At 41.9% G+C, this 25,251-nt stretch carries 15 protein-coding genes; 5 read left to right on the top strand and 10 right to left on the bottom strand.

The features are described 5' to 3' along the window. Window positions 1-89: 89 nt before the first annotated feature. The 4 genes from F7734_RS30340 to F7734_RS30325 all read right to left on the bottom strand — a co-directional run bounded on the left by F7734_RS30340 (window position 90) and on the right by F7734_RS30325 (window position 9,185). Window positions 90-3,773: a PAS domain S-box protein gene (locus tag F7734_RS30340; protein WP_155748292.1), complete on the bottom strand. Its 3,684-nt coding sequence runs from the start codon at window positions 3,771-3,773 to the stop codon at window positions 90-92. A 3-nt stretch (window positions 3,774-3,776) separates the two neighbouring features. After that, window positions 3,777-4,268: a response regulator gene (locus F7734_RS30335; protein WP_155748291.1), complete on the bottom strand. Its 492-nt coding sequence runs from the start codon at window positions 4,266-4,268 to the stop codon at window positions 3,777-3,779. A 9-nt stretch (window positions 4,269-4,277) separates the two neighbouring features. Then, window positions 4,278-6,596, bottom strand: coding sequence for an ATP-binding protein (locus F7734_RS30330; RefSeq protein ID WP_155748290.1), 2,319 nt, complete (start codon window positions 6,594-6,596; stop codon window positions 4,278-4,280). 837 nt (window positions 6,597-7,433) lie between these two features. After that, window positions 7,434-9,185, bottom strand: a complete 1,752-nt coding sequence (locus tag F7734_RS30325; protein WP_155748289.1) for a glycosyltransferase family 39 protein — start codon at window positions 9,183-9,185, stop codon at window positions 7,434-7,436. A 136-nt stretch (window positions 9,186-9,321) separates the two neighbouring features. Between F7734_RS30325 and F7734_RS30320 the strand changes: the two genes are divergently transcribed. Both F7734_RS30320 and F7734_RS30315 read left to right on the top strand, forming a co-directional pair. After that, window positions 9,322-11,691, top strand: coding sequence for an ATP-dependent helicase (locus F7734_RS30320; protein ID WP_166482242.1), 2,370 nt, complete (start codon window positions 9,322-9,324; stop codon window positions 11,689-11,691). A 48-nt stretch (window positions 11,692-11,739) separates the two neighbouring features. Beyond that, on the top strand, window positions 11,740-12,570 hold the full coding sequence (locus F7734_RS30315) for a hypothetical protein (RefSeq protein WP_155748287.1): 831 nt from the start codon (window positions 11,740-11,742) through the stop codon (window positions 12,568-12,570). A 725-nt stretch (window positions 12,571-13,295) separates the two neighbouring features. Here F7734_RS30315 and F7734_RS66320 read toward each other — a convergent pair. Beyond that, complete coding sequence (locus tag F7734_RS66320; RefSeq protein ID WP_155748286.1) at window positions 13,296-14,480, bottom strand: hypothetical protein; 1,185 nt, start codon at window positions 14,478-14,480, stop codon at window positions 13,296-13,298. 247 nt (window positions 14,481-14,727) lie between these two features. On the opposite strand from F7734_RS66320, the gene F7734_RS30305 reads away from it, so the two are divergent. The 3 genes from F7734_RS30305 to rtcA all read left to right on the top strand — a co-directional run bounded on the left by F7734_RS30305 (window position 14,728) and on the right by rtcA (window position 17,278). After that, window positions 14,728-15,009 (top strand): helix-turn-helix transcriptional regulator, encoded by a 282-nt coding sequence (locus F7734_RS30305; protein ID WP_155748285.1) that lies wholly within the window; start codon window positions 14,728-14,730, stop codon window positions 15,007-15,009. Between the two features lie 115 nt (window positions 15,010-15,124). Further along, on the top strand, window positions 15,125-15,733 hold the full coding sequence (gene leuD / locus F7734_RS30300; RefSeq protein ID WP_155748284.1) for a 3-isopropylmalate dehydratase small subunit: 609 nt from the start codon (window positions 15,125-15,127) through the stop codon (window positions 15,731-15,733). A gap of 465 nt (window positions 15,734-16,198) precedes the next feature. Beyond that, on the top strand, window positions 16,199-17,278 hold the full coding sequence (rtcA, locus tag F7734_RS30295; RefSeq protein ID WP_155748283.1) for an RNA 3'-terminal phosphate cyclase: 1,080 nt from the start codon (window positions 16,199-16,201) through the stop codon (window positions 17,276-17,278). Between the two features lie 329 nt (window positions 17,279-17,607). On the opposite strand, the gene F7734_RS30290 is transcribed toward rtcA, so the two are convergent. From F7734_RS30290 to F7734_RS30270, 5 genes are all read right to left on the bottom strand, one after another. After that, the gene (locus F7734_RS30290) at window positions 17,608-18,591 is read right to left on the bottom strand and encodes a DNA cytosine methyltransferase (protein ID WP_155748282.1); all 984 of its coding nucleotides are present in this window, start codon (window positions 18,589-18,591) and stop codon (window positions 17,608-17,610) included. A gap of 397 nt (window positions 18,592-18,988) precedes the next feature. Beyond that, on the bottom strand, window positions 18,989-20,005 hold the full coding sequence (locus tag F7734_RS30285) for an SDR family oxidoreductase (protein WP_155748281.1): 1,017 nt from the start codon (window positions 20,003-20,005) through the stop codon (window positions 18,989-18,991). A gap of 269 nt (window positions 20,006-20,274) precedes the next feature. After that, complete coding sequence (locus F7734_RS30280) at window positions 20,275-21,444, bottom strand: glycosyltransferase family 4 protein (protein WP_155748280.1); 1,170 nt, start codon at window positions 21,442-21,444, stop codon at window positions 20,275-20,277. Between the two features lie 72 nt (window positions 21,445-21,516). After that, window positions 21,517-23,532, bottom strand: coding sequence for a hypothetical protein (locus tag F7734_RS30275; protein WP_155748279.1), 2,016 nt, complete (start codon window positions 23,530-23,532; stop codon window positions 21,517-21,519). Window positions 23,533-23,814: 282 nt separating this feature from the next. Next, window positions 23,815-24,654 (bottom strand): hypothetical protein, encoded by an 840-nt coding sequence (locus tag F7734_RS30270; RefSeq protein WP_155748278.1) that lies wholly within the window; start codon window positions 24,652-24,654, stop codon window positions 23,815-23,817. Window positions 24,655-25,251 lie beyond the last annotated feature (597 nt).

The raw sequence follows: 25,251 nt of genomic DNA, 5'->3' as shown, positions 1-25,251 counted from the left end.
CTTCAATAAACTATCTACTAACCACTATCTACTATCTACTAACCACTAACAACTAACTACTAACCACTAACCACTAACCACTAACCAAGTTAAGTTTTTAATACTTGAGAAAATGTGATATGGAAAGCAGTGCCATGATTGCGCTCTAGAGTTAGAGTACCCTTGAGTTGTCTGGTTAGGTTATGCACAATCCTTAAACCTAAAGAGTTGGTGTTGTTCCAATCTAAGGACTCTGGAATACCAATACCAGTATCGCTGACTGTTAGTGTAATGGTATTGTCTGTGGCTGATACCAGACAAATGGCAATTTCGCCGCGTCTTCCTTTGGGAAAAGCGTATTTGAGAGAGTTGGAAACAAGCTCGTTGATAAGCAGCCCACAAGGTATAGCAGTATCAAGGTTGAGCTTGATTCCACCAGTTTCTATTTTTAATAAAATCGCCTTTTGACTGATGCCATAGCATCGGAATAAGTTATCTGTTAAACTCCGAATGTATTCACCAAAATCTATTTGCGAAATTTCTGGCGACTGGTACAAATGTTCGTGAATAAGTGCCATGGATTGCACGCGATTTTGAGATTCTTGGAATAACACCATGGTTGATTCATCCCGCGCACGTCTCGATTGCATTCGCAGCAAGCTAGAAATAATTTGCAGGTTATTTTTCACTCGGTGATGAATTTCTTTTAACAACGTTTCTTTTTCTTCTAGCGAATGTTCTAGTTGGTCTACTGCTTGCTTGCGATCGCTAATATCAGTCACTCTTACTAAATTTCTCACCGTCCCGGCAATACTGATTTGTTTAACAGCTAAGTTCCCCCAAAATGAGTTTCCTTTAAGGGTTTTATATTCAATTTCTCGACTCCAAAATCCTTTTTTCTTAACTTCTTCTGTTAATTTTTCTAATTCTTGAAATGTCAAGGGATAATGTTGTAATGTATGACGATCGTCGTTAATCAGTTCTTCCTTACTAGATGCTTCAAATAACTTAATAGCACGACGATTGCAATCAATGATTCGGCGAGTATCCTCATCCACAAGAAAAATCGCATCAGCCGATTCATTAAAGATGGCTTCTCGGAGATCGCGATTGCGAAGAAGTTCTAACTCCGCTTGTTTGCGTTCCCGTAGGGCGGCTTGTCGTTCGCTAATATCTTGGCAAATACCTATACCACCAATCACATTCCCCTGTATATCCCTAACTAAAGCAGTGGAAAGGCTGATGTCAATTAATGAGCCATCTTTTCTTTGACGCTGAGTTTCCACTTGAGTTATGCCCTGCCCAGCAAAGGTTTGATGCACAAACTCAATAAATTTTTCCCGAGCTTCATTAGGCACAATTGGTAAAGGTTTGCCAAGGACTTCTTGTGCTTTCCAACCAAACAAACGCTCGCTCATTGGATTCCAAAGGACAACATTGCCATCAGTATCAACCAAATCAATCCCAACTGGTGCTGACTGAATAATGGCTTGCAATAAAGCATTAGTTTCCCGCATTTCCATCTCAGTTTGTTTGAGTAACGTGATGTCACGGCTCATTAATAACACGGAAGATAAATCTCCATGAGAATTTCGTTCTGGCACCATTCGAGCTTGGTAGTGCTTCAAACCATTTAAACCATCAAGGCTAAACTCAATAAAATGCTCTTGCCCGGTTTCAAAAACCTGCTTTACCCCAAGTTCTATCTGTATAACTGTCTCCTTGGGAAACCCAAGTTCTCCAGTCGTTTTTCCTATAAATGCTTGTCGGGGTAAACCTGATGCTGCTTGTACGGCAGGGTTAATATATAGGTAACGGTAATCACGCTCAATTCGGGCTATGATATCCGGGGCATTTTCAACCAAAGCTAAAAATTCCTGTTGGCGGCGTTGGAGTTCTGTTTCCGTGCGTTTGCTTTCGGTTATGTCTTCAGCAATACCTACGATCCGTTGAATTGCACCTGCTGAATTTCGAACCAAAAAGCTTTGAGTCCGAATCCAACGAATATCTCCATCATCTCGAAGAATCCGATATTCTTGCCTAAATCCTTCAATATATCTTTGGCGATCGAGTGATAGTATAACGCTGTCTTTGTCCTCAGGATGGACAAGATTTAACCAAGACAAAGAGTTTTGATACATACTCGAGCAAGATTGACCCCAAATCTCTTCATATGCTGGGCTAATATAAATCGTTTCGCTCAAATCGTGGTTAAATATGAAGAAAACTTCGCGAATCTTCTGTGCAAGTTGGCGAAACTTTTCTTCACTTCGACGCAATTCATCTTCTACACGTTGTCTTTCGGCTATTTCGCTTCTGAGGTTAATATTGGCTTGCTCCAAATCCTGAGTCCGTTGTTGAACTCTGATTTCTAACTCTTCATTGAGATCGCATAAAGCTTCTTCTGCTTGCTTGCGTTCTGTGATATCTCTGCCTTCTGGCAGTAACAAAACGACTTCCCCCATCTCATTCAAAATAGGTTTTATGGAAACATCAATAGTTCTTTGAATGCCTCGTGCATTGGGTAATGTGACTTCATACCGCACAAAATTGCCAACAGATGCTAGAGCGATCGCTTTTTGCAAACTGTCATGTATGGTAGGTGATATTTTGTAACAGGATAATTCCCAAAAAGGCAACCCTCTAAGCCGATCGCATTCAGCACCAAAAAACTCCAAAAAGGCTTGGTTGAGTTCCAATATTGTCCCTTGCGGAGTTAACAACCCAATCAATTGAAAAGTTTGCTCAAAAATTGCACGGAATTTACGCTCGCTTTGTTGTAATTCTACTGTTCGTTCAAGGACTTTAGCTTCTAGTTGTGCGTTTAGGCAACGCAAGTTTTCGTAAAGTTCTGCCTGTTGAATCGCGATCGCTAATTGTACTGAAAGTTGCTCTAGCAAATCCATTTCCGATTGTTGCCATTGACGGGAATTTCCGCATTGATGGGCGATGAGCAAACCCCAAACAGGAGGTTCATTTCTCAGCAAACATCGATCGGCTTCTACAGGTTGAATACCTGAAAAAATTGGAACGTAGAGATTTGCTCGGACTTGGTAGTGTTTCAAAAGTTCAACATAACAGTCAGATAATACCGCTTGATGTGTATCGTTAACTGCACCAGGACGACTGCGGTGATAACTTCCTCTTACACCCTGAAAACAGGTATCTTCAACCCTGACATTCAAGCAACTCTTCCAACCAGATACAACAGATTCTGCTACAATTGTACCGCTCTTATCGGGATGAAACTGGTACACTATCACTCGATCTGCTTTCAGAAAATCTCGGATTTCTTCAACTGCCGTATTCAGAACAATTTCCAAGCTCAAGGACAAACGAATGCGGAGAGCGATCGCCGCAATCAATCGTTGCTGCTCTTGCTGTAAATCTACTTGCTGCATGAGGCGCACCCGTTCCATTACGGTATAGCTAGCACGGTAAAAAGTGTCATCAGTGAGTTTCCCTTTGACGAGATAATCCTGTGCGCCGCTTTTCATTGCCTGCACGGCAACGCTTTCATCCCCTTGCCCTGTCAGCATAATGACAGGCAAATGTTTTCTATCGGTGGAAAGTTTTAATTCCTCAAGAAACTCCACCCCAGTCGCATCCGGCAGCATAAAGTCTATGAATATCAGATCTGGAATCCAAGACTTACAAGACTCAATTGCTTCTGCTGCCGATTCAAATTCCACCACTTTATAAGTATAGCGTGTATCGCGCTCTAGTAAGCGACGATAAACCATGCGGTCTTCTTTACAATCATCAATGATAAAAATGGTGCGTTGGCTATCCATATGTCATGTTTTTTGCTGTATGGAATTAGGAAGAACAACGGTATCAAACCAGTAGTCCAAAAAATTCCGAATGGTTTTTCTCAAAGCTTCCACGCCGATTGGTTTGAGCATATAGCAATTCACACCGTACTGATAGCAAGCTTCAATATCTTTGGGGCTAGAAGATGTAGTCAGTGCGATCGTAGGAATACTTTTCAGCAAACGATCCTGTTTGATTTGTTCGATCGCTTCTCGTCCATCTGTTCCCGGTAAATTTAGATCCACCAAAACCAGTGCTGGACGGGGAGATAGAGCGGGATTGGCGTACTTCCCTTGGCGGTGAAGATAATCCAATGCATCATCACCATCACATACGCGATACACCGAGCAGACAAAAGAAGCTTCTCTAAGCGCACGGGTGAATGCTGTAAAGTCCTCATCGCTATCTTCGACTACCAAAATGACACAGTTATGGTTGGGGGTATTGAGAGAAAATTGAGCCAATGGTTTTTCCATAATTTATGTTCATTTCGGTAATGTAAAGTAGAAAGTACTGCCCTGACCGTCAGCAGACTCAACCCAAATCTTTCCATCGTGTCGTTCGATGATTTTCTTGACAATTGTTAACCCTGCCCCTGTCCCACCGGCATACTTACCGGGAGCATGCAGTCGTTTGAAAATCCGAAAGATGGTTTCTAGATGTTTTTCACGAATGCCAATACCATTATCCTTTACGTAAAACGTCCATAGGGGGGGTTTTTGCTCGTTAAGCGAATCTAAATACCCAATCTCTACCCATTTTTCAGGGTTCTCGTTGTATTTGAAGCCATTACTCATTAAATTGATTAGGACTTCTTCAAGTAAAATGCGATCGCCCCTAATCACAGGTAAAGGTTTGGGAATTCGGATATTAATATGACTATTCCCCAAACTCATGCAAAATATTTCAGAGACATTTTGCACCAATTCATTAAAGTCAATTAGCTCCACATTCAATTCCTGTCTTCCCAAACGGGAAAAGTGAAGAAGAGAATTAATCAAATCCTCCATCCGCTTTGTCAAACGAACTAACGTTTCTAGTTTTGAGACACCTTCTCCATCTAAAATCTTGGCATAGTCTTCTAATAAAAAGGTGGAGTAATTGTGAATTCCTCGCAATGGTTCTTTAAGATCGTGAGAAGCAATGTAGGCAAAAGCATCTAACTCATTATTGCTGCGTTCTAACTCCAAGTTAATTGCTGCTAATTCATCAGCTTTACGAAGCACAATCCCTACAATTGCACTCCTCAACTCAATTGCCCCATCAATTTCATAGGATTGCCAAGGTAAAGATGTTCCGTTTACCTGTTCTTGCCACAACTCAAAGGACTTACGCGGACAAAGAGTTAAACTGCCATCAGGTGCTACAGTCTTGACGGGCTGAGGATTTCCCGCCCAATTGACATATTGCAATCTTTCCGGGCGGAACCACAAGACATAGTTATTACGTATCCTAGCTATCGAAAGAGCTAACAATCCACTCGCTACATCTTTAAAGTCTACTGCCTTTGGATAAAGGTTTGATAAAGAGTCAGTCACAAAAAGGTAATTCTGAAATTTGTCACCCAACCAAGACATAAGATCGTGAATAGCTGTTTCACTTGGTGTTTTACCAATAAGTGTCAAATGACCATCAGTACAGACAACAGCCCCCTCAGCATTAACAAGCTTCAGCAAACTAACTCGATCTTGAAACAAAGCATCAGCAAAATCTTGCGATTTAGCCACTGTATCTATAAATTTGGTTTGGCTGAACTTTAACTGCAATTTGTATTCTAAATTTTCATTTTCTTCTTTGGAAGCGAGTTCTAAAGACATAACCTTTCCCAAAAACTCGCAAGCTGTTCTGATTTCATAAGAGACAAATCGAGGCGTTTGATGGTGGCATGCGATTAAACCCCATAATTTGCCGTCTTTTACAAGTGAAATTGACATACTCGCCCCAACTCCCATATTTTTCAAATACTGAATGTGGCACGTGGAAACGCTTCTCAATACGCTATAGGTTAAGTCGAGGGGATTTTGGATTTTGGATTTTGGATTTTGGATTGGGGACTGGAAATTTTGGATTTTGGATTTTGGATTTTGGATTGGGGACTGGAAATTTTGGTTTTTGGAGATAATCGTTACAGGTTGGTAGTTAACATCTGCAATAAGACGCAGGGGATTCAGGGTATACAGATATCTGGCATGGGGGGGTATGTCAAAATCTGGGTATCGCAAGCCGAGATATGGTTCTATCTGTTCCAATTTATCTTCGGCAATGACTTCCCCACAACTTTTCTCATCAAACCGATAAACCATAACTCGGTCAAAACCCGTCATTTTTCTGACTTCTTTGACGATCGCAGCACTCAACTCACTCAAGTTTGAAACTTGTTGCATCTGAGTCAGTGCGTTTCTTGTCAGAGAATAAAAATCATAGAACCCCGTACTCCCTTCGCAATTACAAGGTTCTAACTCCAGAATCAAATCGTTTTGTGGCGAGCGATGAATAATCCCATTAAACAAGCAGATTCTACCATGACTGGAAACTGCGAGTTTCAAAGGATTAATATTTTCAAAATTCCCTTGAAGACATCCTTCAATTGCAGCTATTTGTTCTGGTTCTAAAAGTACGGATAAATGCTGTTCTAAATACTTTTGGGCTGGCATTCCTAGCAAATTCTCTGTATTATTACTAATGTAGAGAATTTCCAAATCGGGTTCTGACAGGACTAAGAATAAACCGTGAGGTTGGATGGAACCTGGGCTGTGAATCGGTTCGCGATCGTAATTAGTTAACTGGATATTATCAACAGGCAGAAAATTTGTATATTCATTGATATGTTCATTTACTATGTATGATAATTAGTATAAAAATACATTTTCAAAGAAAAATACATATTTTTGAGAATGGTTTTACCATGTATCGATTTTCAAAAAATAGCTAGTTTTAGTATACTTATTTAAAATATTTCTAGCATTTTCTTTACCTATCTTAAAAATTTTTTTTAAAAGTATAGCAATCCTAAATCATGCCTGAAAAATTTTAAGTCCTGTAGGTAGGGCTATGCAGCACAAAAGCTTTTTGGTGGGCAATGCCCTACTAACCCTGTCAAGGTGGCTCAGAAAATTTTGATTTAGGTGGCAATTCCTCATCTTTACTCTCTGCGCTCTGGAGCGTACTCTGCGGTTCAAAAGTCATTTATTTAACCTTACTAGACGCAGAGTACGCAGAGAAAAGAGGAGAGAGAGCAATTGGATTTCTTGCAGTTTGTATTCACTTTGACAGGGCTAGCAATGCCCAACCCAACTCCTCTGGGCGCGGGGAAACCCCTTGCTCTTCGGGTGGCTCCCCTAGGTGTATTGCACAAACTAAATAGGGTTGCTATATTGCTTTTGTTATCGACTATTGTTAAGCTAATTAATTTTTTTAATCATTTACTTAATTATAGTGATTTTTAATACATTATTTAACCGTAAAAATATATAAATATTAAACATTTTTGATAACATCGTTTCTACGGATATATTCCTTGTACTTTAAGTAAAAGAACCGTATTTTCACGTAAATATTTGGTATTGAGAATCATTAAGAATAAGCTTGCGGCGTAGAGGAAGGGAACTCGACATTAAACTCTTATTGTTGGGTTTCGTTCCTCAACCCAACCTACGCTTTTCCAGATTACAACGATATAACTGATAGGGAACACCAATACGGTAGTGCTCTTTAGAATCTATAATACAACTGATTTGAGGGGAAACTGCCAGATTATGTTGATAATCTACGCGTCTCCGTCCGGGGCTAATAATCCATAGATTAAGCTTGTCTACTTCTAGTGGGGGAAGTTGAGAAAGTTTTTGCCAAACAGAGGATAAATCGGGTGATTGCTTGAAAAAGGCAAAATAGGATTTAGGGCATTGGACATTGGGGATTGAGCATTGGGGCGGAGTCATTTTTTCCGTGTTTCGTTCTCTCAGCGGTTCAAGTGCTAAAGCAAAGCTCAACCCTAAGGCAATATCTTGATAATTTCTATATGCCATAACAACCATGAGTGAAGTAGAGGGGTCTTGATTCATATTCTTTGCTACTTGCTCGGGCTGAAAAGGTTTTTGAAAAACGAAGTTAGAAACTACGAAACAACTACAAATAATACCGACAAGAAAACAAATGAAGGGCGGAGAAAGAGCAATATAATTTTTTTTATTTCTTGTTCTTGTTTCATATTTCTCTTTTTGAGAAAGACTTGCAGCTATTAGAGCGCACAACCCAGGATAGTAAACAAAGCTATACCGTGGAACGTTGGTAATATCTTTTCCTAGGAAATAGGCAATGGCAAAAAATTCTAACAAGACGCAACCAGTAAAAGTTAACAAAACAAATGTGCTCGATCGCGTTGATGGTGTAGACCATAATTGTTTAAAACCTTTGAAGAGTTGGCAACTTATCCAAAATGTAAAAGACAGCATGAGCAACCCGGATATCAATAAAATTGGGAGAGGCTGATTTTCAACGGGTAAAGCAATGAGCATTAACACCCAATTTAGGAGAGTTTGAAGCAGAGGAGCAATATTTTTGGGAGGTTCTACCCAGTCAGTTTCAGAACGACCAAAATGATATAGCACCATCGCTAACCAGGGCAAGAAACTCATCACAACTCCACAGGAATAGAGAAGGATTGCCAACCAGGTTTGGCGTTGGTTGAGTATCTTTCTCCTGCGCCAATATACGAACAAAAGCAGAGCCACAATTTGAGCGACAAAGGCAAGAGCAAAAAAGTAATGCACGTAAAGACCGATGGCATTCACAATTGCCCACCCAGTCCAAAGAACAAACCTCACTGTCTGACGCTCTTCTATATTCTGTTGAATTTGGATAAGGAGCAGTAAAGCTAGAGTGATGAGAAACATGGGGAAGGTGTAGTGGCGTGCTTCTTGGGAAAGGTAGACAGCAAAGGGAGAAACAGCCATCAATGCAGCTGCCACTAATCCGGCAAATGGGAAGAAGGCGATGCGATTTACGTAATACATTGCGATAATAGCACCAACACCAAAGATTGCGGATGGCGATCGCAACTGTGTCACCCACCCTTCTCCCAATGGAGCGAGCCAACTTAACCAAGTATACATTCCACAGAAAAAAAGTGGTGGATGAGTAGACTCTGTAGCAACAGTTTTGGTAATTTGAAAACAACTCTCTCCCGATTGAAAAGTAAACATTTCCTGCAAATTTTGAAGCAGAAATACTCGATCTAAAGTAAAATCATTGTAATTCTTCCCCAAGCTAAAGATAGCACTGATGACCTCATCCATCCATAGGGGTTTTAAATCCAAATGCCAAAAGCGCAAGAGAGCACCCAAGAATATTACTGCAATCAAACACAGATAATGTAGGAATTTACGATTTACCATAAATGTATAGGGATAGTTGTTAGTTGTTAGTTGTTAGTTGTTAGTTGTTGATTGTTGGTTGTTCTACTAACCACTAACCACTAACCACTAACCACTAACCACTAACCCCTAACAAGACACTCAACTGACAGATACTGTGCCTCAAGAATCGAACTTTATAGAAGTATATGCTGAAAAGCCCGTGTCTTCCCTGCGGGAGACAGCCATAACACGTATCCGTAACAGTCTGCGCCCCGGACAGCAACAAATGGCTGACTGGAGATCGGGTCCGTTGGCGATTTCAGCAGTTCCTGGTGCTGGTAAATCAACAGGGATGGCAGCTGCAGCTGCCATTGCAATTGCACGTCAGTACGAACGTTCTGCGGAATTACGTAAAAAATCTCGCAGTCAACTGATTGTTGTGACCTTTACTCGCTCGGCGGCGGCAAACATTAAAGCTAAAATTCGTGAATATTTACGTAGAGATTTATCTCTACCGCAAACAGGTTTTGTTGTACATACACTCCACGGTCTTGCACTGAACATTGCCACTCGCTACCCCGATTTGTCAGGGTTGCAGTTAGAAAACGTCACTTTAATTACTCCAAATCAAAGTCACCGTTTTATCCGTACTGCTGTAGAGCAATGGGTTTCCAACCATCCAGGACAGTATTCCCGCTTGCTAGAAGGTACGCAATTTGACGGGGAAGAAACAGAAAGACTGCGGCGTCAATCAGTCTTGCGGACAGAGGTGCTACCAGATTTAGCAATGACTGCGATTCATGAGGCAAAAAGTTCCGGTCTGTCACCAGAAGATTTACACGAGTTAAGCAACAAGACAAAAGACGAATATGGAATTTTAAGCATTGCTGCTGGGTTATACGAGCAATATCAAAATTTAATGCGTTCTCGTGACTTTATTGATTACGATGATATGATTCTAGCCGCCTTGCGCGTTCTAGAAAACGAAAGCGCTCGCAAAATAGAGCAAAATCAAGTTTTTGCAGTGTTTGAAGATGAAGCCCAAGACTCTAGCCCTTTACAAACGGAACTTTTAACAATTCTTGCGGCTGACCCCAACAATCCCAACCAACCACCAAACCTCATCCGTGTCGGCGATCCCAACCAAGCCATTAACTCCACGTTTACCCCAGCCGATCCCATTTATTTTCGGCAATTCTGTGAGGAGTGCAGTTTGCAAGAACGACTTGCAACAATGGATCGAGCCGGTCGCAGTACCAGAATTATTATTGAAGCTGCTAATTTTGTTTTGCAATGGGTGAACCGTCATTCGTCAGTTAATAACGACCAAGGACTTTTGACAAATGACAAAAGACAATTACCCTTTCGCCATCAAATCATTCAGCCAGTTAACCCTGACGATCCCCAACCAAATGCCAATCCGGAACGCATCGGAAAGGGACTAGAAATTTATACTCCTCGCGACATTCATCATACAGTTGAGTTGTTATCTGACAGAATTGTTGAGTTATTGTCGCAAGATCCAATGAGTGCGAGTGCAGCCATTTTAGTTCGGGAAAACCGTCAGGGACGGTGGTTAGCAGAAGCATTGGCTCCTATCTGCAAACTCTATAAAATTGCACTTTATGATGTTGGCGAACAGGAACGCCGTTCTCACGTACCGGTGGAAATTCTAGCTCTGCTGCAATTTTGCGATCGCCCCCATTCTCCAGACTACCTGAAAGCAGCGCTAGAAGTTTTTGTCCAAAGGCGACTGATTGAAACACAAGACTTAAACGCTCTTGCAACTTTACCCGAAGAATTTTTGTATCCCGGTCCTTTAGCGGCACCCCAATCAGAACCCGTGCAAAAAGCTGCACATTTGTGTCGCAGTTTACTTCGGGCACGTTTGGAACTGCCTTTGTATCATCTAATTTCTTTTTTCGCTCTGGCACTTAATTATGACCAAGCAGAACTGGCAACTGCTGACAAATTAGCAGAAAGAATTAACCAACAAATCGCCGGTCATGCTGCCATGGGTACGATGCTAAACGCACTGAGCGAAATCGTCAGTTCCGAACGCTTTGAACCTGTGGAAACAGAAGATTCAGAAGCTCGGTACACCCGTCGCGGTCAACTGACAATTATTACCATGCACAAAGCCAAGGGATTGGATTGGGACTACGTGTTTATACCTTTTCTGCATGAAAACTTGATTCCGGGTAGATTTTGGGTTCCGCCTCAAAGCCAGTTTTTAGGAGACTTTACCCTATCGGAAGTAGCTCGCGCTCAAATTCGTGCGGCTCTCCACGATGAATCCACTTTACCTGATGTTACTACGGCTTGGGAACAAGCCAAACACCTAAAAACTGCCGAGGAGTACCGCTTGCTTTATGTTGCCATGACACGGGCAAAGCGATTGTTATGGATGTCTGCATCAAAAAAAGCTCCATTTACTTGGAGTAAACCAGAGAATTTACAAGACCAAGCACCTTGTCCCGTGTTTCCAGCATTAAAACGTCAATTTCGCGAGTGCGTAATCTCAATGGCAACAATACCCAACTGAAAACGTCATTCTACCTTGAGAGGATATTTTGAAAACTCCTTTAATAATATGAAATTTCCAAATAATAATCAACTTTCTCCCTTTCATCGTGTCTTTCAAGTTCCTAAAGGTGCTGTTTTGACCCTATTGTTAACCAGTTTGCTCTATTGGGGACTGAATGTAAATCATTCTACAGCCAACGCGATAAGCTTGGTACAGCCTGCGCTTCGCGATAAGCCGGGTACGGCTTGCGCTAAGAGCGATAAGCTGGGTACAGCTTGCGCTAAGAGCGAACGCACAACAGTCAGTAGTCATGGTAAGAGCGCCCAGTTAGCCCAAAACACCAACCAGCAATCCAAGGTTCTACCGAAACGAATTGCAAAAGCGATCTTGCGGGATGCTTCCAAACGTTCTGACATACCAATGCGCGATTTACAGGTGACTCAAGCGACACCAAAAACTTTCAGCAATCCGTGCATATTTAAGTTTGGTGAGGTTTGCACCAGAGAATATAAACCCGTTGAGGGTTGGGAAGTCAACGTACAAGTAAAGAATGATTCTTGGACTTACCACGTTGATAAATCAGGTTCCCAAGTTGTTTTAGATCCCAAAGTCAGTGCTTCTCAACCAACTGCAATGCCAAAAGCGTTAGAGGCTACTATTTTGCGTGATGCTTCACAGCGTTCCAAAACACCAGTCGCCCAATTAAAAATTACCCAAGCAACTCAAAAAACCTTTGGCAATCCCTGCGAATTCAAATTTGGGGAAATTTGTACAAAGGAATTCAATCCGATCGGAGGTTGGGAAGTGGTTGTAGCTGGTGGTTCTCAATCTTGGACTTACCATGTCAACGAATCTGGTTCCCAAGTTGTTTTAGATCCAAAAGCAGCTAGTCAATAGTGATAAAAGCGATCGCTATTCAACTTAAGAACCAGATCGTAGCAGTTCCTACTCCCTTTCCGCCCGAAGATGACCTATTTAATGAACCACAAAGACGCAAAGGGGAAGGGAGTAGTCTGCTGAGATACAAATTTATCAGCGTCCATCCGCGTTCATCTGCGGTTAATTATTTCTTCTTGAGCCATCTCCCCGAACTAAAGTTACGGGGATTCTGGCTAAGAGTTAGGTATAGCTTTTTGTCCGAAATTGTTTGCACAAAATGACTATCTGGCTACACTTTCTTAGCTATGGGTCAACCGCTCTGCCGCTCTACCAGGGACACGGGCTTTCGGACGCTGCCTACTCAACTTGCGGATTAAGTCAACGCTTTCACACCGACCACGGGAACGGCTCCGTCCCACAATATGTGAAAACTCTCCTGATTCTTTATCCAAGTGACGATACCCCAGTACTTTCAACCGTGAGTATTGGACGAATACGATGTGGCGTAAGCATTTGCGCACCTTTATGTTGCCACCTATGTATCTCATTGCCGCATAATTAATATGATTGCATATTTGTACAAAAAGTTCCAGAGTTTGACGGCGAATAAATTCGCACGAGTCGCCTTTCCACCCCGATATAAATAACATATGAGTTTCAATTCATTTAATTTCTTGAAACTCATATTTCGGGGCTACCAGGCACCCGCGTATTTTAGGTGTGCAAATTAAAGAATTATTAGCTTACAACTGAGCCAAAAAAGCATCCAGCCTTGACGAACTCACCACTTCTGGCAATAAAATCCCCTTTCGTCGTACCAGATAAACACCCTCTGTGAGTTCTTTAAAATCAAAAATCAAACCCGCTTTCTTAGCTTCAGACAGCTTTTTCACCTCAATTGGCATCAATTCCCTCACACGCTTTTTCTCAATTGGTGTGAGTGCTTCCCACGCTTGGTGCTTGTGGTCTTCATGAACAAGCAAAGCTTCTCTAATTTGCTCCCAAGTACTAGCATTCTGAAAGGTCTCAATCAACGACTCAACAGGAGATGGGGTATATTGCTCTGGTTTGAATTCAACCACAGCAGTATATTCCCCACAATCCTCCGTACAATCATCCTTTTCTGGGTCTGGCTCAAACGTCCAAGCGCCCTCCACCTGTTCCTCAAACACCTCAATCTCAGTGGGTACTACGTCTGTATCCGGGTCATTCACCCAAACATTGCTCCAATTCGTTTCTTCATCCTCTGATGTTTCTTCATCACCAGTACCCTCAAAGCTTGCCACCAAAATCAACCGCCCTTCTTTGTAAGCTTGCCGCAGTGCTATGGATTCGGCAACGATGCTCTGTGCGGTCAAACCCTCTTCATCCATCATCTTTTGTAAAGTCGTCCCAGTGATGTAGTCAGACTCGTGAATTGGTGGAATTTGGCAATACCGCTCCCCGTTCTTTGTCCGCCGCCAGATGCTGGGTATTTCTTCTGGTTTTGGTTCCTTGGGTTGTTGCTGCTTGGCAATCAGGTCTCGAACAGTAGATTGGTTAATCTCTGTTAAGCCGTGCAGTTGGTTGATGACGCTTTCGTACTTTTTGGGATTGTTTGCCAGTTGGAATATTGTTGCTGGTTCAATTTGGCTTAAGTCTCGAGCTGAAAACTGTTTGAATGCTGCAGCCACTTTTAAGTACTTCCGGTCTTCGTTTTTCCAACCCCGGTCTTTCAACAACTTTCTGTACTCCCTTTTGGATAACTCCTCCTTCTGCTGGGCAAGCCACAGAGCATGGCTGAGGATGTAGGAAGTGGATTGAGCTAACCCATCAAAAGAATCGCCAGGTGTTTGGAGTGCTATTATATTGCCCTGTGCTTCAACGTATTTGTCATCTTGTTGAGCAATAACTTGTTCGTTTGTTGCAACAGCTTGTGTTTGTGGCATAATAGGTACTAATTGAATTTGATTTGCTATTAGAAAAAGGCGATCGCACTTGGACTTAGGTCTGAGAGATCGTCTTTTTTACTATTTCATAGTATATAGCCAATACGCTACTTAATTTTAGACTTATATATAAAATTTTCTTATAGGCTATGCCAACTGTAAATAAGACAGTCAAAAAGCAGGCTGACTATAAATCACGATTTAGAGGAAACTATGAGAGTAGGTAAAAAAGGAAGACTATCAAAAAATGATTCGTTGGCGGCTTAGGATGATAATGGCAGAGAAAAAAATTAGCAACAAAGAACTTGCCGAGCTTTCAGGCGTTCATCCCACTTCCATTTCAAAGCTAAAAAATGTAGATGAGATCGAACAGATTAGCGGCAGAGTGCTCAACAACTTGTGTAATGGCTTGACTAAGGCGTATCGAGGCAGAAAAGAAAACCGAATTATTACTCCTACCGATTTATTGGAATACACCTACGATGGGGATGATTACTATCCCACCGTATCTGACGAACAACCGTTGTGAGCAAAAAAGTATCCGTTAGCCCAATCCAAAATCCAAAATCCAAAATCCAAAATACAAAATCCAAAATCCAAAATACAAAATCCAAAATCCAAAATCCAAAATCCAAAATCCTTTTATGGTTAGTGAAGTCAAATTTGTTTCAGGACGGGGAATTCCTTTAGTAGGAAATGATATCGACACAGATCGTATCATTCCCGCCAGATATTTAAGGTGCGTCACCTTTAATGGATTGGGAGAACACGTATTTGCCGATGACCGTGCAGTATTAAAAGGACAGCATCCTTTTGACCAGCCTCAGTACCAAGGAGCCAATATTTTGGTAGTCAACCGCAACTTTGGTTGTGGTTCATCACGGGAACACGCACCACAAGCGCTTTCCAAATGGGGTATTCAAGCAGTGGTTGGTGAAAGCTTTAGTGAAATCTTTTTTGGGAATTGTGTTGCCATAGGAATTCCCTGTGTAACTGTTGATACAGAGACTGCGAAGGAACTGCAAGAGAGGCTTGCTGCTAATTCTGAAGTCACCATTTCAGTGAATTTGGAAAGCCTGCAGGTTCACTGTGGTGACTTCTCAGCTTCAATTTCGATAAATGACAGTACCAGAAACATGTTTCTTTCTGGGAGTTGGGATGCTTGCGGTCAGTTAGTAGCTAACAAAGACCAAATTCGGGCAACTGCCACAAAACTGCCTTACATCAGGTGGTATGAGTCTGTTGCAAGTTAGCAAGACCCTTTTAAATTCAAGTTCGCGTCATAAAATCTCTACTCTTATCTCTGTGCTCTCTGTGCCTCTGCGGTTAAATAAATTACTTTTAAACCGCAGAGGCACAGAGGACGCAGAGGAAAGAGGAGTTATTGGTTAAAAATTTTGTTCACCTTGACAAGAGTCGGTGATATCAAGTTCGGTTGATTACTTGTAATAAAATTTATCAACGTAGGTTGGGTAGAACGAAGTGAAACCCAACACAAGCTGAGAATTCATGTTGGGTTTCGTTCCTCAACCCAACCTACGGATATTATAAGTGTTTAACCGGACATGATATGAGTTGCGATCGCATATTAGCGCCGCCATACCCAGCTTATTGCTACAACAATCGGTAATTTATAGAGTGAAAGGCGTATCTCCCTGGTTTGATTTTAAAAATTGTAAGCTTAGTTAAGCTTTAAGGTTGAAAACCCAAAGTCGCCCATGATTGACATTGACGGTTCCTACGGAGAAGGCGGAGGGCAAATACTCCGTACTTCTCTCAGTTTATCTGCTATTACCGGTCATCCAATCCGGATAAACAACATTCGTGCTGGACGGGATAAGCCCGGTTTAGCCGCACAACACTTGACATCGGTTCGTGCTGCAGCAACGATTTGTCGTGCCAAAGTCCGGGGAGATGCAATGGGTTCCATGACTTTGGAGTTTATTCCCAGTAGTGATGTACAAGTAGGAAATTATACTTTTGACGTGAGCGAGGCACGTGAAGGTGGTTCGGCAGGTGCTGTTGGTATGGTGTTACAAACTATACTGTTACCTTTGGTGCTTGCAAATGGCAATTCCCAAGTGACACTGCGGGGCGGAACTCATGTCAATTACAGCCCTTCAATGACCTACATTCAAGAAGTCTATCTTCCGATGCTGCGTCGCATGGGTGTGCAAGTTGAGATGCAAATTAATGCTTGGGGATGGTATCCACAAGGTGGTGGAGAAGTCGAATTGTCTGTAAGTAGCGATAAGCCGGGTACGGCGGCGCTGCCATGCGATCGCAACTTGAATGGTATTATCTTATTAAAACGGGGTGACTTGCAACAGGTACGGGGTTTGGCAGTTGTGACGCAGCTCCCCTCCCATATTCCCCAAAGGATGGCGAGTCGTGCTGAAAATATATTGCGTGAAGAACAATTGAAAGTAGCAGTACAGCCAACTCATGCAAAAGGTGTAGCACCAGGGGCTGGTTTGTTTCTAACTGCTGAGTATGAAAATAGTTTGGCAGGCTTTAGCAGTTTGGGGCGTATTGGTTTGCCAGCAGAAAAAGTTGCTGAGGTAGCTTGTGAGGAATTTCTGAAATTTCATGAAACGGGCGCACCAGTGGACGAACATTTAGGGGATCAGTTATTATTGCCAGCTGCTTTAGCATCAACCAGAAGTGAGTACCGAGTGGCTGTTGTTAGCAATCACTTAACGACCAATGCTTCTATTATCGAGCTATTTGGATTGGCAAAGGTAACAGTAGATGAAGAGGAGAACACAGTCGTTGTGGAACCGTTAGGACACAGTTGAAATCTACTATATTATTTAGTATCAAGTTAGTCACTAATTCTTAAGAAAAATACGGTGAGCAATCTTGTAGAACTCATTCAGCATCAGGATGCTTATAGCTTCAACCACCGGGTGCGCGATTTCCTACTGCGTAATGAAGCATTGCATCATACTATGCTATCCCAGTGTTATGCACTCACTCATACATCAGACCCGTTAAAGAAATGCTCGTATATAGCCTTCCCCTTTCATCCCCCCTTACCAAGGGGGGACAGAGGGGGGTAATTTTTGTACCTCACCAAATTGAAATTTGCTGTATATTGACCTGTTCAACAAATTTGTTCTAATTTTTACTCCTTGCCATTCAAATATACTTTTACAGAACGAGCTAAAGCTTTTGCCAAAATTGGAGGAACAGCATTTCCAATTTGATTGAATTGACTGTTTTCAGAACCTTGAAATTCAAACCAATCTGGAAAACTTTGAAGACGAGCACCTTCACGCACTGTCAATCGTCTTCGGCGTCCATCAGGTAAGCGTATTCGTAACATATCACCAGTTGCGCCGCATAAATTACGACAGGTGACTGTTCTACTAGGGATATCCAGATGAATATCTCTGGGCTTTATACATTTAGATGCTATTTCGTATTTCTTAATATATTCATCCATACTGTGAGTCAGAAATCTTGAGTTAGGCGGCACTGAATAGGCTAGTTCTTCCAAAGCATCACCAGCTGTATATTGTGAACCATGAATATGAGTTTTTTCTGGCCATCTCCAGCCACCTTTATGAGCAACACAAAAAAGACGTTCTCTTTTTTGAGGCACACCATAATCGACTGCGTTTAATATTTTCCATTCAACAGTATAATTAAGTTCTTGCAAAGCAAAAACGATTTCTTCAAAATAGTCTTTATTCCGAAAAAGCATTCCCCGCACATTTTCAAATAACGCAAATTTTGGACGATAGCGTTGAACCGCAGAAATAAAAGTAGGGAATCCGTCACGACTATCTTTTAAACCTAGTTGATGCCCACCTACACTAAAAGGCTGGCAGGGAGGCCCGCCTATGATAACTGCTACACTATCAACTAGCTCGGATAAAGGTGTGAGATTAACTTGATAACATAAACTGTGTAGATTATGCCTGTATGTCGTACAAGCATCTTCTAAAATTTCATAACCAATAGTTTTAAAACCTGCTGCTTCAAATCCCAAAGAAAGCCCACCACAACCAGCAAATAAATCAATGACTAAATCCTCTGTGTTTTCTGGTGTAGGTAGTTGTAGCTCTGTTTCTATAAAATCAAGGTAGGAAAGTTTGCGCTTCAATATCTATGCCCAAAACTTAACTCCTAATTATAGCGGAAAACCTCATAAATATAGCTTGCAATAAATTTTTCAAGGTTATAAAAACGCAAATATCTAAAATTCTAACATCTCATTTTAAGCGATCGCGATCGAGCTTTTGTTAAATCAACCTCAAAATAGGTAATATCACCCCCCTTAATCCCCCCTTATAAACGCTACGGTGTACACACAAGTTGGCTTTACCCCCCTTAATCCCCCCTTGTAAAGGGGGGAAACTGGAAATTAGTTCCCTCCCCTTTACAAGGGGAGGGCTAGGGAGGGGTAAAAAAATGCTAAAACCTCGGTCTATTAGTTATTTCATACTTGTGTGTACACCGTAGCTTAGAAAGGGGGGAAACAGGAAATTTGCAAAATGGTCTCACACTTTCTCTCCAGGACGCCATCCACCAAGTAAGGCTGCAACGCCCAATGCAGCAAAGGTAACTGCACCCCACTTAAGAGGTGGATTCATATCTAACCAATCTAAGAAAGTGGGAATCGTTAATTGGTCAAAGTCCCCTTTAACGCGATCGTATTCAGGTACAGGTGCATAGAGATTATCTGGTGCATCTTCTGATTTAGGTTCGTTAGTACGTTGTCCTGCAAAACCAATCAGCGCCAGTATCGAATCTACCAGTTCTGGCGAAACGCGCTGCAACACATCTAAGATTCTGCCAACATCTCCGGCGATAAAATCGCGAGTGGGATGTTCTGCTGCGTAGAGAATGGCATCGGAAACAATGCTGGGTTGGTAATAGGGAGGTATTCCTGTAGGCTTAACCCCCAGTTTGGTGCGGACTTTGTTGTAGTAAGGTGTGTTAATTACTGCAGGTTTTATGGATGTCACGCTGATGGGCAATCTTTCATGTTGCAATTCAACGCGCAGGGATTCTAAGAAACCTTCAACTCCATGTTTGGCTGCAGAGTAGGGGCTTTGCAGTGGCAAACTGCGGACTCCTTCTACTGAGGATATATGAATTAATGCTCCTCGTCCTTCTTGCTTGAGATAAGGTAGTGCTGCCATTGCACCATGAACTTGTCCCATTAAGGTAACGTCTATAACGCGTTGAAACTCTTCAGGTGTAATTTGGTCGAAGCGAGCAAGTACACCTGTTGCTGCTGCATGAACCCATGTATCTAGTCTTCCATAAAGTGCAACAGTTTTGTCTGCGATCGCTTTGACTTGTTCAAAATCACTCACATCAGCCACAACGTATGCTGCTTCTCCACCAAAGCTTTGGATTTCTTCTACCAAGGACTTTAGCCCCGATTCGCTACGAGCAGCAACCATCACCTTTGCACCCCGTTGGGCAAACTTGAAAGCAGTTTCGCGTCCAATTCCACTAGAAGCACCGACTACAGCAACGACTTGTTGATGAATAGGTTTTAATTGCATAGTTTTACCTTTACTCTTTCTCTCCCATGTAAAGCTTTGTGAAGCATTCATTCATCTTTCATTGGGCTGACAAAGAGAGAGCTATGGCGTACACACAAGTCGAAATTACCCCACCCTAGCCCTCCCCTTAGAAAGGGGAGGGAACAAGAAATCTAGTTTCCCCCCTTTATAAGGGGGGATTAAGGGGGGTAATCCAACTTGTGTGTACACCGCAGCCTTATCAAGGGGGGAAATAGGAAATTTATTTTCCTCCCCTTTATAAGGGGAGGTTAGGAGGGGTAAAATTCCAATATGCTTTTTTCATAAAGTTTTTGTAACCCTTGAATATGAATATCCATGGTAAATTTTTTCATGAACAAAGCATGACCTTGTTCGCCCATATGACGGCATTTTTCATAATCTGTATCTAGCTCGGTAATCGCTTGAGCCAGTTTTTGAATATCATTACCTGGAACTAAAAGACCTGTTTCTTCTGGTTGGATGTATTCTGGAATACCTCCCACCGCACTGGCAATCACAGGTCGATAGTGAGTATAAGCTTCAAGAGTAATTAAACCCGCAGGTTCAGGCCAAATACTGGGGAAGACGACTGCAAAACATTGTTCATACAGAGCCTTTATCTTGTAGCTCGCACACCAACCATGCCAAGTGATACGTTTATTTAAACCGAGGGAGTTTGCTAACCTTTCTAACCTAGGTCGATCCCAGCCATCACCTGCAATATCAAGATGAATGCGCTCGTCCGTTTCTGCTAGACTTCTCAGCAGCCATTCCAACCCTTTATCAGGAACAATCCGCCCAGCAAATAAGATTCTATGATTTTTATGTACTTCCGCACTTAGGGGTGTAGTTGCTGTTTCTGAAACAGAAATAGCATTGTGGAGTGTTACAACTTGCTGAGGTGGTATACCATTTTTGATGTGTTCATTCCGGATATAATCACTTGGGGCAATGATAAGAACTTTACGCTCTTTTACTATATCTAGTGCCTTGTGAGTTAGCTGAAGTTCTCTCATCATTCTTAAGGGTTTACGGCTACCACAGCCATCTACTATTTTGCCCCAAGTACATCCAAGATAGGAAAGATTGCGATCGCAAACTACGCGTTGTCCTGCTAAATATTTTGTTCCACTAGGACAGTAGAGTGAATGATTGTGAGCTGTAAAAACAGTTGCACATTCTCCAGTCAAATCCCATATTAAATCCGCCGTATGGATGTGCAGTAGTTTTACCTGGCTCTGGTCAATAGTTTGGGGTGATTTAAGAACGAGATCGCTAACATCAGGCAACTTCTTAGAAAGAAGATAAGCTAAATACCGTTCAACGCCCCCGCCTTCACCTCGAGGAATACCAGAGCAATGATAAATTAGACCTTTTTCAAAACAAGGTTCAGTTGAAACCTCTGTGATTGTCTCATCATTATTTATTAAGTTAACCATAGCCATTTATCCCCAATTTTTCACATGACTGGCATATTTCGATCTACTCATAACAGATAGTAAATCCAAAAGTTAGTTTTTGACAGTCGTTTTTGTGAGGAACTTTGACTTGAGCCTAGCTAACAAGCTACGATAGCGAAGAAAACGTTGTATAACACTGGGGATTGATGAAGGACTTCGAGCTACCGATCCCTCGAACCATACTCCTGCATTATCAACTAGTCTGACAATTAAGAAAGATTTAACAACATCTGCCCAATTATAGGGTTGAGCAAGAGAATCAGTGCGATCGCTATGACCTTTCTCCCAAGGAAAATCACCCCAAGCCTGCGCCTCTATATGAGAAGGGTTTAACCAAAACGACTGAAGTACGTTTGCAGAAGCCTCACGCACATCTGCCCATGGATTAATTAAGCTGGGATCGAGCAACAAGTTCTCCGTAAAACAATAAACTGCCTTCCTGACAAGTGGTAAACCCCAGTCAACGATGCTTTGGTTGCGTTCTTCTTTGAAAACAGGTCTAACTTGTTCGCCTTCGTCTGTAAAACTAACTACAGTACCGTGATCTGCAGAACAAAACATTTCCAAAGGAACAATACCAAAATTAGGCAAAGCTGAACTCAAGCCGATGTGTTTTCTTTGGTCGAAGAAATAGCCAATCTTTGACTCATCTCGATCGTCTTGGGAATTACCTCTAAGTCCAAAAAATAGACCCACATCAAGTGTAGCACCGTTAGCATTTACCAGCGCACGTAGGGAATCATAAGAACTACCAAACCAGCCGACATCAACTAATCCCTTAGCACTTGAGTCCAACAGTTCTTCTTGCTCCAGATACTTCATCAGAACCTCTCGTTTCTGATGTGCTTTTTGAAAAATAAGTTCAATGACCTTGCTATTTTCCAGTACTGGGTGCAATGCTTGCTGTTCCAGTGGATTTAAAATTCGCGACCAATCTTTTGCTTGAAATCCAACAGCAGCCAAAATTTCACTAATTTCTTCAGGAGCAATAGAAACCCGAGCGAAAAAGTCTCGAATAGAGACATCACTAGTTCCATCCAAAATCCAGCTGGATCTTTTCAACATTTGGAATGCTTGCTCTCGATCTAAACTGGCAACGGCTGGCATATTCCATGCGACTCTGCTACCGTAAATATAGCGAAGCTCGCAAGAAAGGTTGAGCTTATCAATTAATCTACGCGCTATTTCCAGTAAAATTTGACCGTCCCGCGAGACAAAGTAGAGCCGTTTTAAGCCCATCCTTCGAGCTTGATAAAGCACCCAGAGAACAAAGCCTACCAATGTAGGTGCAATTACACCAGCAGCGACATCACGCAGAGCCGCCTCTTTTGAAGACGATACTGGAATTTGTAAGCGTGCTAGTCTTGAAGCTCCGGCAAAAGCAGAAGATAAACCTTCTGTAGCCCAAGAGTAAGACTCAAGTATTTTTTCATATCGATTGAGGTTACCTTCGTCAAAATGTTGAGCTTTCAACCCAACCTTTTTTGCTCCTTGGACATCAATACGCAAATCATTACCGCAATGAGATACCTGTGCGGGTAAAATGCCGTGGCGACTTATTAATTCTTGGAAAAGTTGACCTGTTGCCTTAGACTTTCCATACTCATAAGATACATACAATTCGTCACCCTCTACCCAAAACGAATGGCGCACTAACTGTTCTTTAATGAACTCAGCTGGCAAATACATATCAGACACGAAAACCACACGCTTTCCTTGGGCGCGAGCTGCTTGTATTAAATCTCGTGCGATGGGAACAGGGCGAATGAGTTGAGATTCCAAAACACATTCTAGGTGCATGATTTTTTCCCGCTGCTCATCGCTAAGCCGCAACGCAGCTGCAAGTTCTATATAAATTTGATAGAGCGAACATCTTTCACCAACATTTCCGTAGGCTCGCTGTTCGGCTGAGATCCTAGCATAAGCGAAAGCTTCTGGCGTACAGTTAATTAGAAATTGACTTGCAAGTTGCTTACCTAGCAGAAAAAATATTGCTTTCGGTGCTCCAACAGTTCGCGTCAAAACTGTGTCAAATACATCAAACGAGGAGACTTGTATCGTATTCATTTTTTTACTTAAATTGCCCTAATCTGGTAGATATTCATTTAAACTGTAGGGTGGACATTACTAACCCTGTCAAGGTGGATTAAAATTTCAGAAAATCAATCGTCTTCTCACCTCTTCTCTCTGCGTACTCTGCGCCTCAGCGGTTAAATAAATGACTTTTGAACCGCTGAGTACGCAGAGTACGCAGAGAGGGAAGATGAGGAATTGCTGCCTGAATCAAAATTTGATAAGTGACCTTGACAGGGCTAGGTGGACATTACCTACCGATATTTCAAAATAAATTTATAACCCTGTATTCATCCAAAACTTATGTCTGACATCTCTGACATAATGTCTTAAAGCAATGTCATTACTAGCAAATGTATCTGGATAGATGAACTGATCCTCTACATTGAGAACATATCGTTTTGTACACAAGGGCTTACCATGATTTCTGTGGATTGTCAAATGTACAACTGTTTGTTCGGTAAAATAGCCAGGAGGTTCTCTAAGAGCCGTCAAGCGTTCAATCGCAAAGCTCCAATCCAACTCTTGCTTTAGTAAAATAAATCCAGCGTTAATTGGATTTAATTTTTCAGAATCTTCGTAAATAATTCTCTTATCTAAAGAATTAGAACAATCGGGTAGATAGTAATTGTAGCGATCGCCAGAATTCACTAAATTAACTAAGTCTATTCCGCCAGGGAAAAATAAAATATCTGAATCTGTATAAATAGTTGCACCATTCACTGGAATGGACATTAATGCTGATAACTTTTTGCCCATAGGATGTAATTGGGCGTAATGAGTAACACATTCAGGCAGATCTGGTCGAATAAATTCTTGTAAATTCACCAGTTTAACACAAGGATGTATGCGCCGCAGTAAATCGCAACTGGCATCCGTGTAACTTCCGTCAGAAATTACAGTGAAAGTATTTGGAATACCGACATGACGAATGAACGAGCGAATACTGACTACTTGTTCTGGCAAATCGCGCTCGCATGATAAGGCGTAGACATTGACTGGAACTGTTCGAGTTTGTTGGATAGAACTATTAACCAAGGGACCTAGAACAGCTTTATATAAAGAACGAAGAACTTGCCCTTGAACCCTCGCGCTATGATAACCTACATTAACCATTTGTTATTTTATGTAAATAAGTATACAATATTGCAGTCTGTACGTTGTAGGATGATAGTCAATTTTTCGTGACTGGTAATCCACTATAAAAATTTTGTCAGCCCGAACTAGTGGTTCACCACATTAATTTTGATAGGTAGATCCCCGACTCTCGTTCCCAGGCTCCGCCTGGGAACGCATTACTAGAGGCTCCGCCTCGCACTCTGTGGTAGAGTACAGGAGGCAGAGCCTCCCGTGAGGCATTCCCAGCCAGAGGCTGGGAACGAGATGACAGCCCATCAAAATCATTGTGGTGAACTACTAGGCTACATTCTCAATTTATTTGAGAGGTTAGGTCTGCAGCCTTCAAAATTGATGTAGTTAAGTACTAGTACTACGAATTTATCTTGGCATCCGTACACTCTTACGCGGGAGCATCCCAAATCTGTAAAAATACCAAGCGATAGGAAATCGCAGCTATACAAATTTAGTCCGCGCAGGCGGACTCGTTCACAGCCCGCAGAAGCAGGCTTTGTTTGTGTAGACCCAGAATGCTATTCTGAGTGCATTTTGCACGCTTGGAATGCTTCTCTTTTAAGCTAACAATCTCATAAGTTA

The organism is Scytonema sp. UIC 10036 (assembly GCF_009725235.1).
Note: the sequence above shows the minus strand (reverse complement) of the source record. Positions and strands in the feature narration are given on the sequence as shown.

Excerpts from the sequence above, each read along its gene's own strand:
- F7734_RS30315 (WP_155748287.1), top strand. The coding sequence starts at position 11,740 with ATGAAATTTCCAAATAATAATCAACTTTCTCCCTTTCATCGTGTCTTT.
- F7734_RS30325 (WP_155748289.1), bottom strand. The coding sequence starts at position 9,185 with ATGGTAAATCGTAAATTCCTACATTATCTGTGTTTGATTGCAGTAATA.
- rtcA (WP_155748283.1), top strand. The coding sequence starts at position 16,199 with ATGATTGACATTGACGGTTCCTACGGAGAAGGCGGAGGGCAAATACTC.
- leuD (WP_155748284.1), top strand. The coding sequence starts at position 15,125 with ATGGTTAGTGAAGTCAAATTTGTTTCAGGACGGGGAATTCCTTTAGTA.
- F7734_RS30270 (WP_155748278.1), bottom strand. The coding sequence starts at position 24,654 with ATGGTTAATGTAGGTTATCATAGCGCGAGGGTTCAAGGGCAAGTTCTT.
- F7734_RS30335 (WP_155748291.1), bottom strand. The coding sequence starts at position 4,268 with ATGGAAAAACCATTGGCTCAATTTTCTCTCAATACCCCCAACCATAAC.
- F7734_RS66320 (WP_155748286.1), bottom strand. The coding sequence starts at position 14,480 with ATGCCACAAACACAAGCTGTTGCAACAAACGAACAAGTTATTGCTCAA.
- F7734_RS30340 (WP_155748292.1), bottom strand. The coding sequence starts at position 3,773 with ATGGATAGCCAACGCACCATTTTTATCATTGATGATTGTAAAGAAGAC.
- F7734_RS30275 (WP_155748279.1), bottom strand. The coding sequence starts at position 23,532 with ATGAATACGATACAAGTCTCCTCGTTTGATGTATTTGACACAGTTTTG.
- F7734_RS30285 (WP_155748281.1), bottom strand. The coding sequence starts at position 20,005 with ATGCAATTAAAACCTATTCATCAACAAGTCGTTGCTGTAGTCGGTGCT.
- F7734_RS30280 (WP_155748280.1), bottom strand. The coding sequence starts at position 21,444 with ATGGTTAACTTAATAAATAATGATGAGACAATCACAGAGGTTTCAACT.
- F7734_RS30305 (WP_155748285.1), top strand. The coding sequence starts at position 14,728 with ATGATTCGTTGGCGGCTTAGGATGATAATGGCAGAGAAAAAAATTAGC.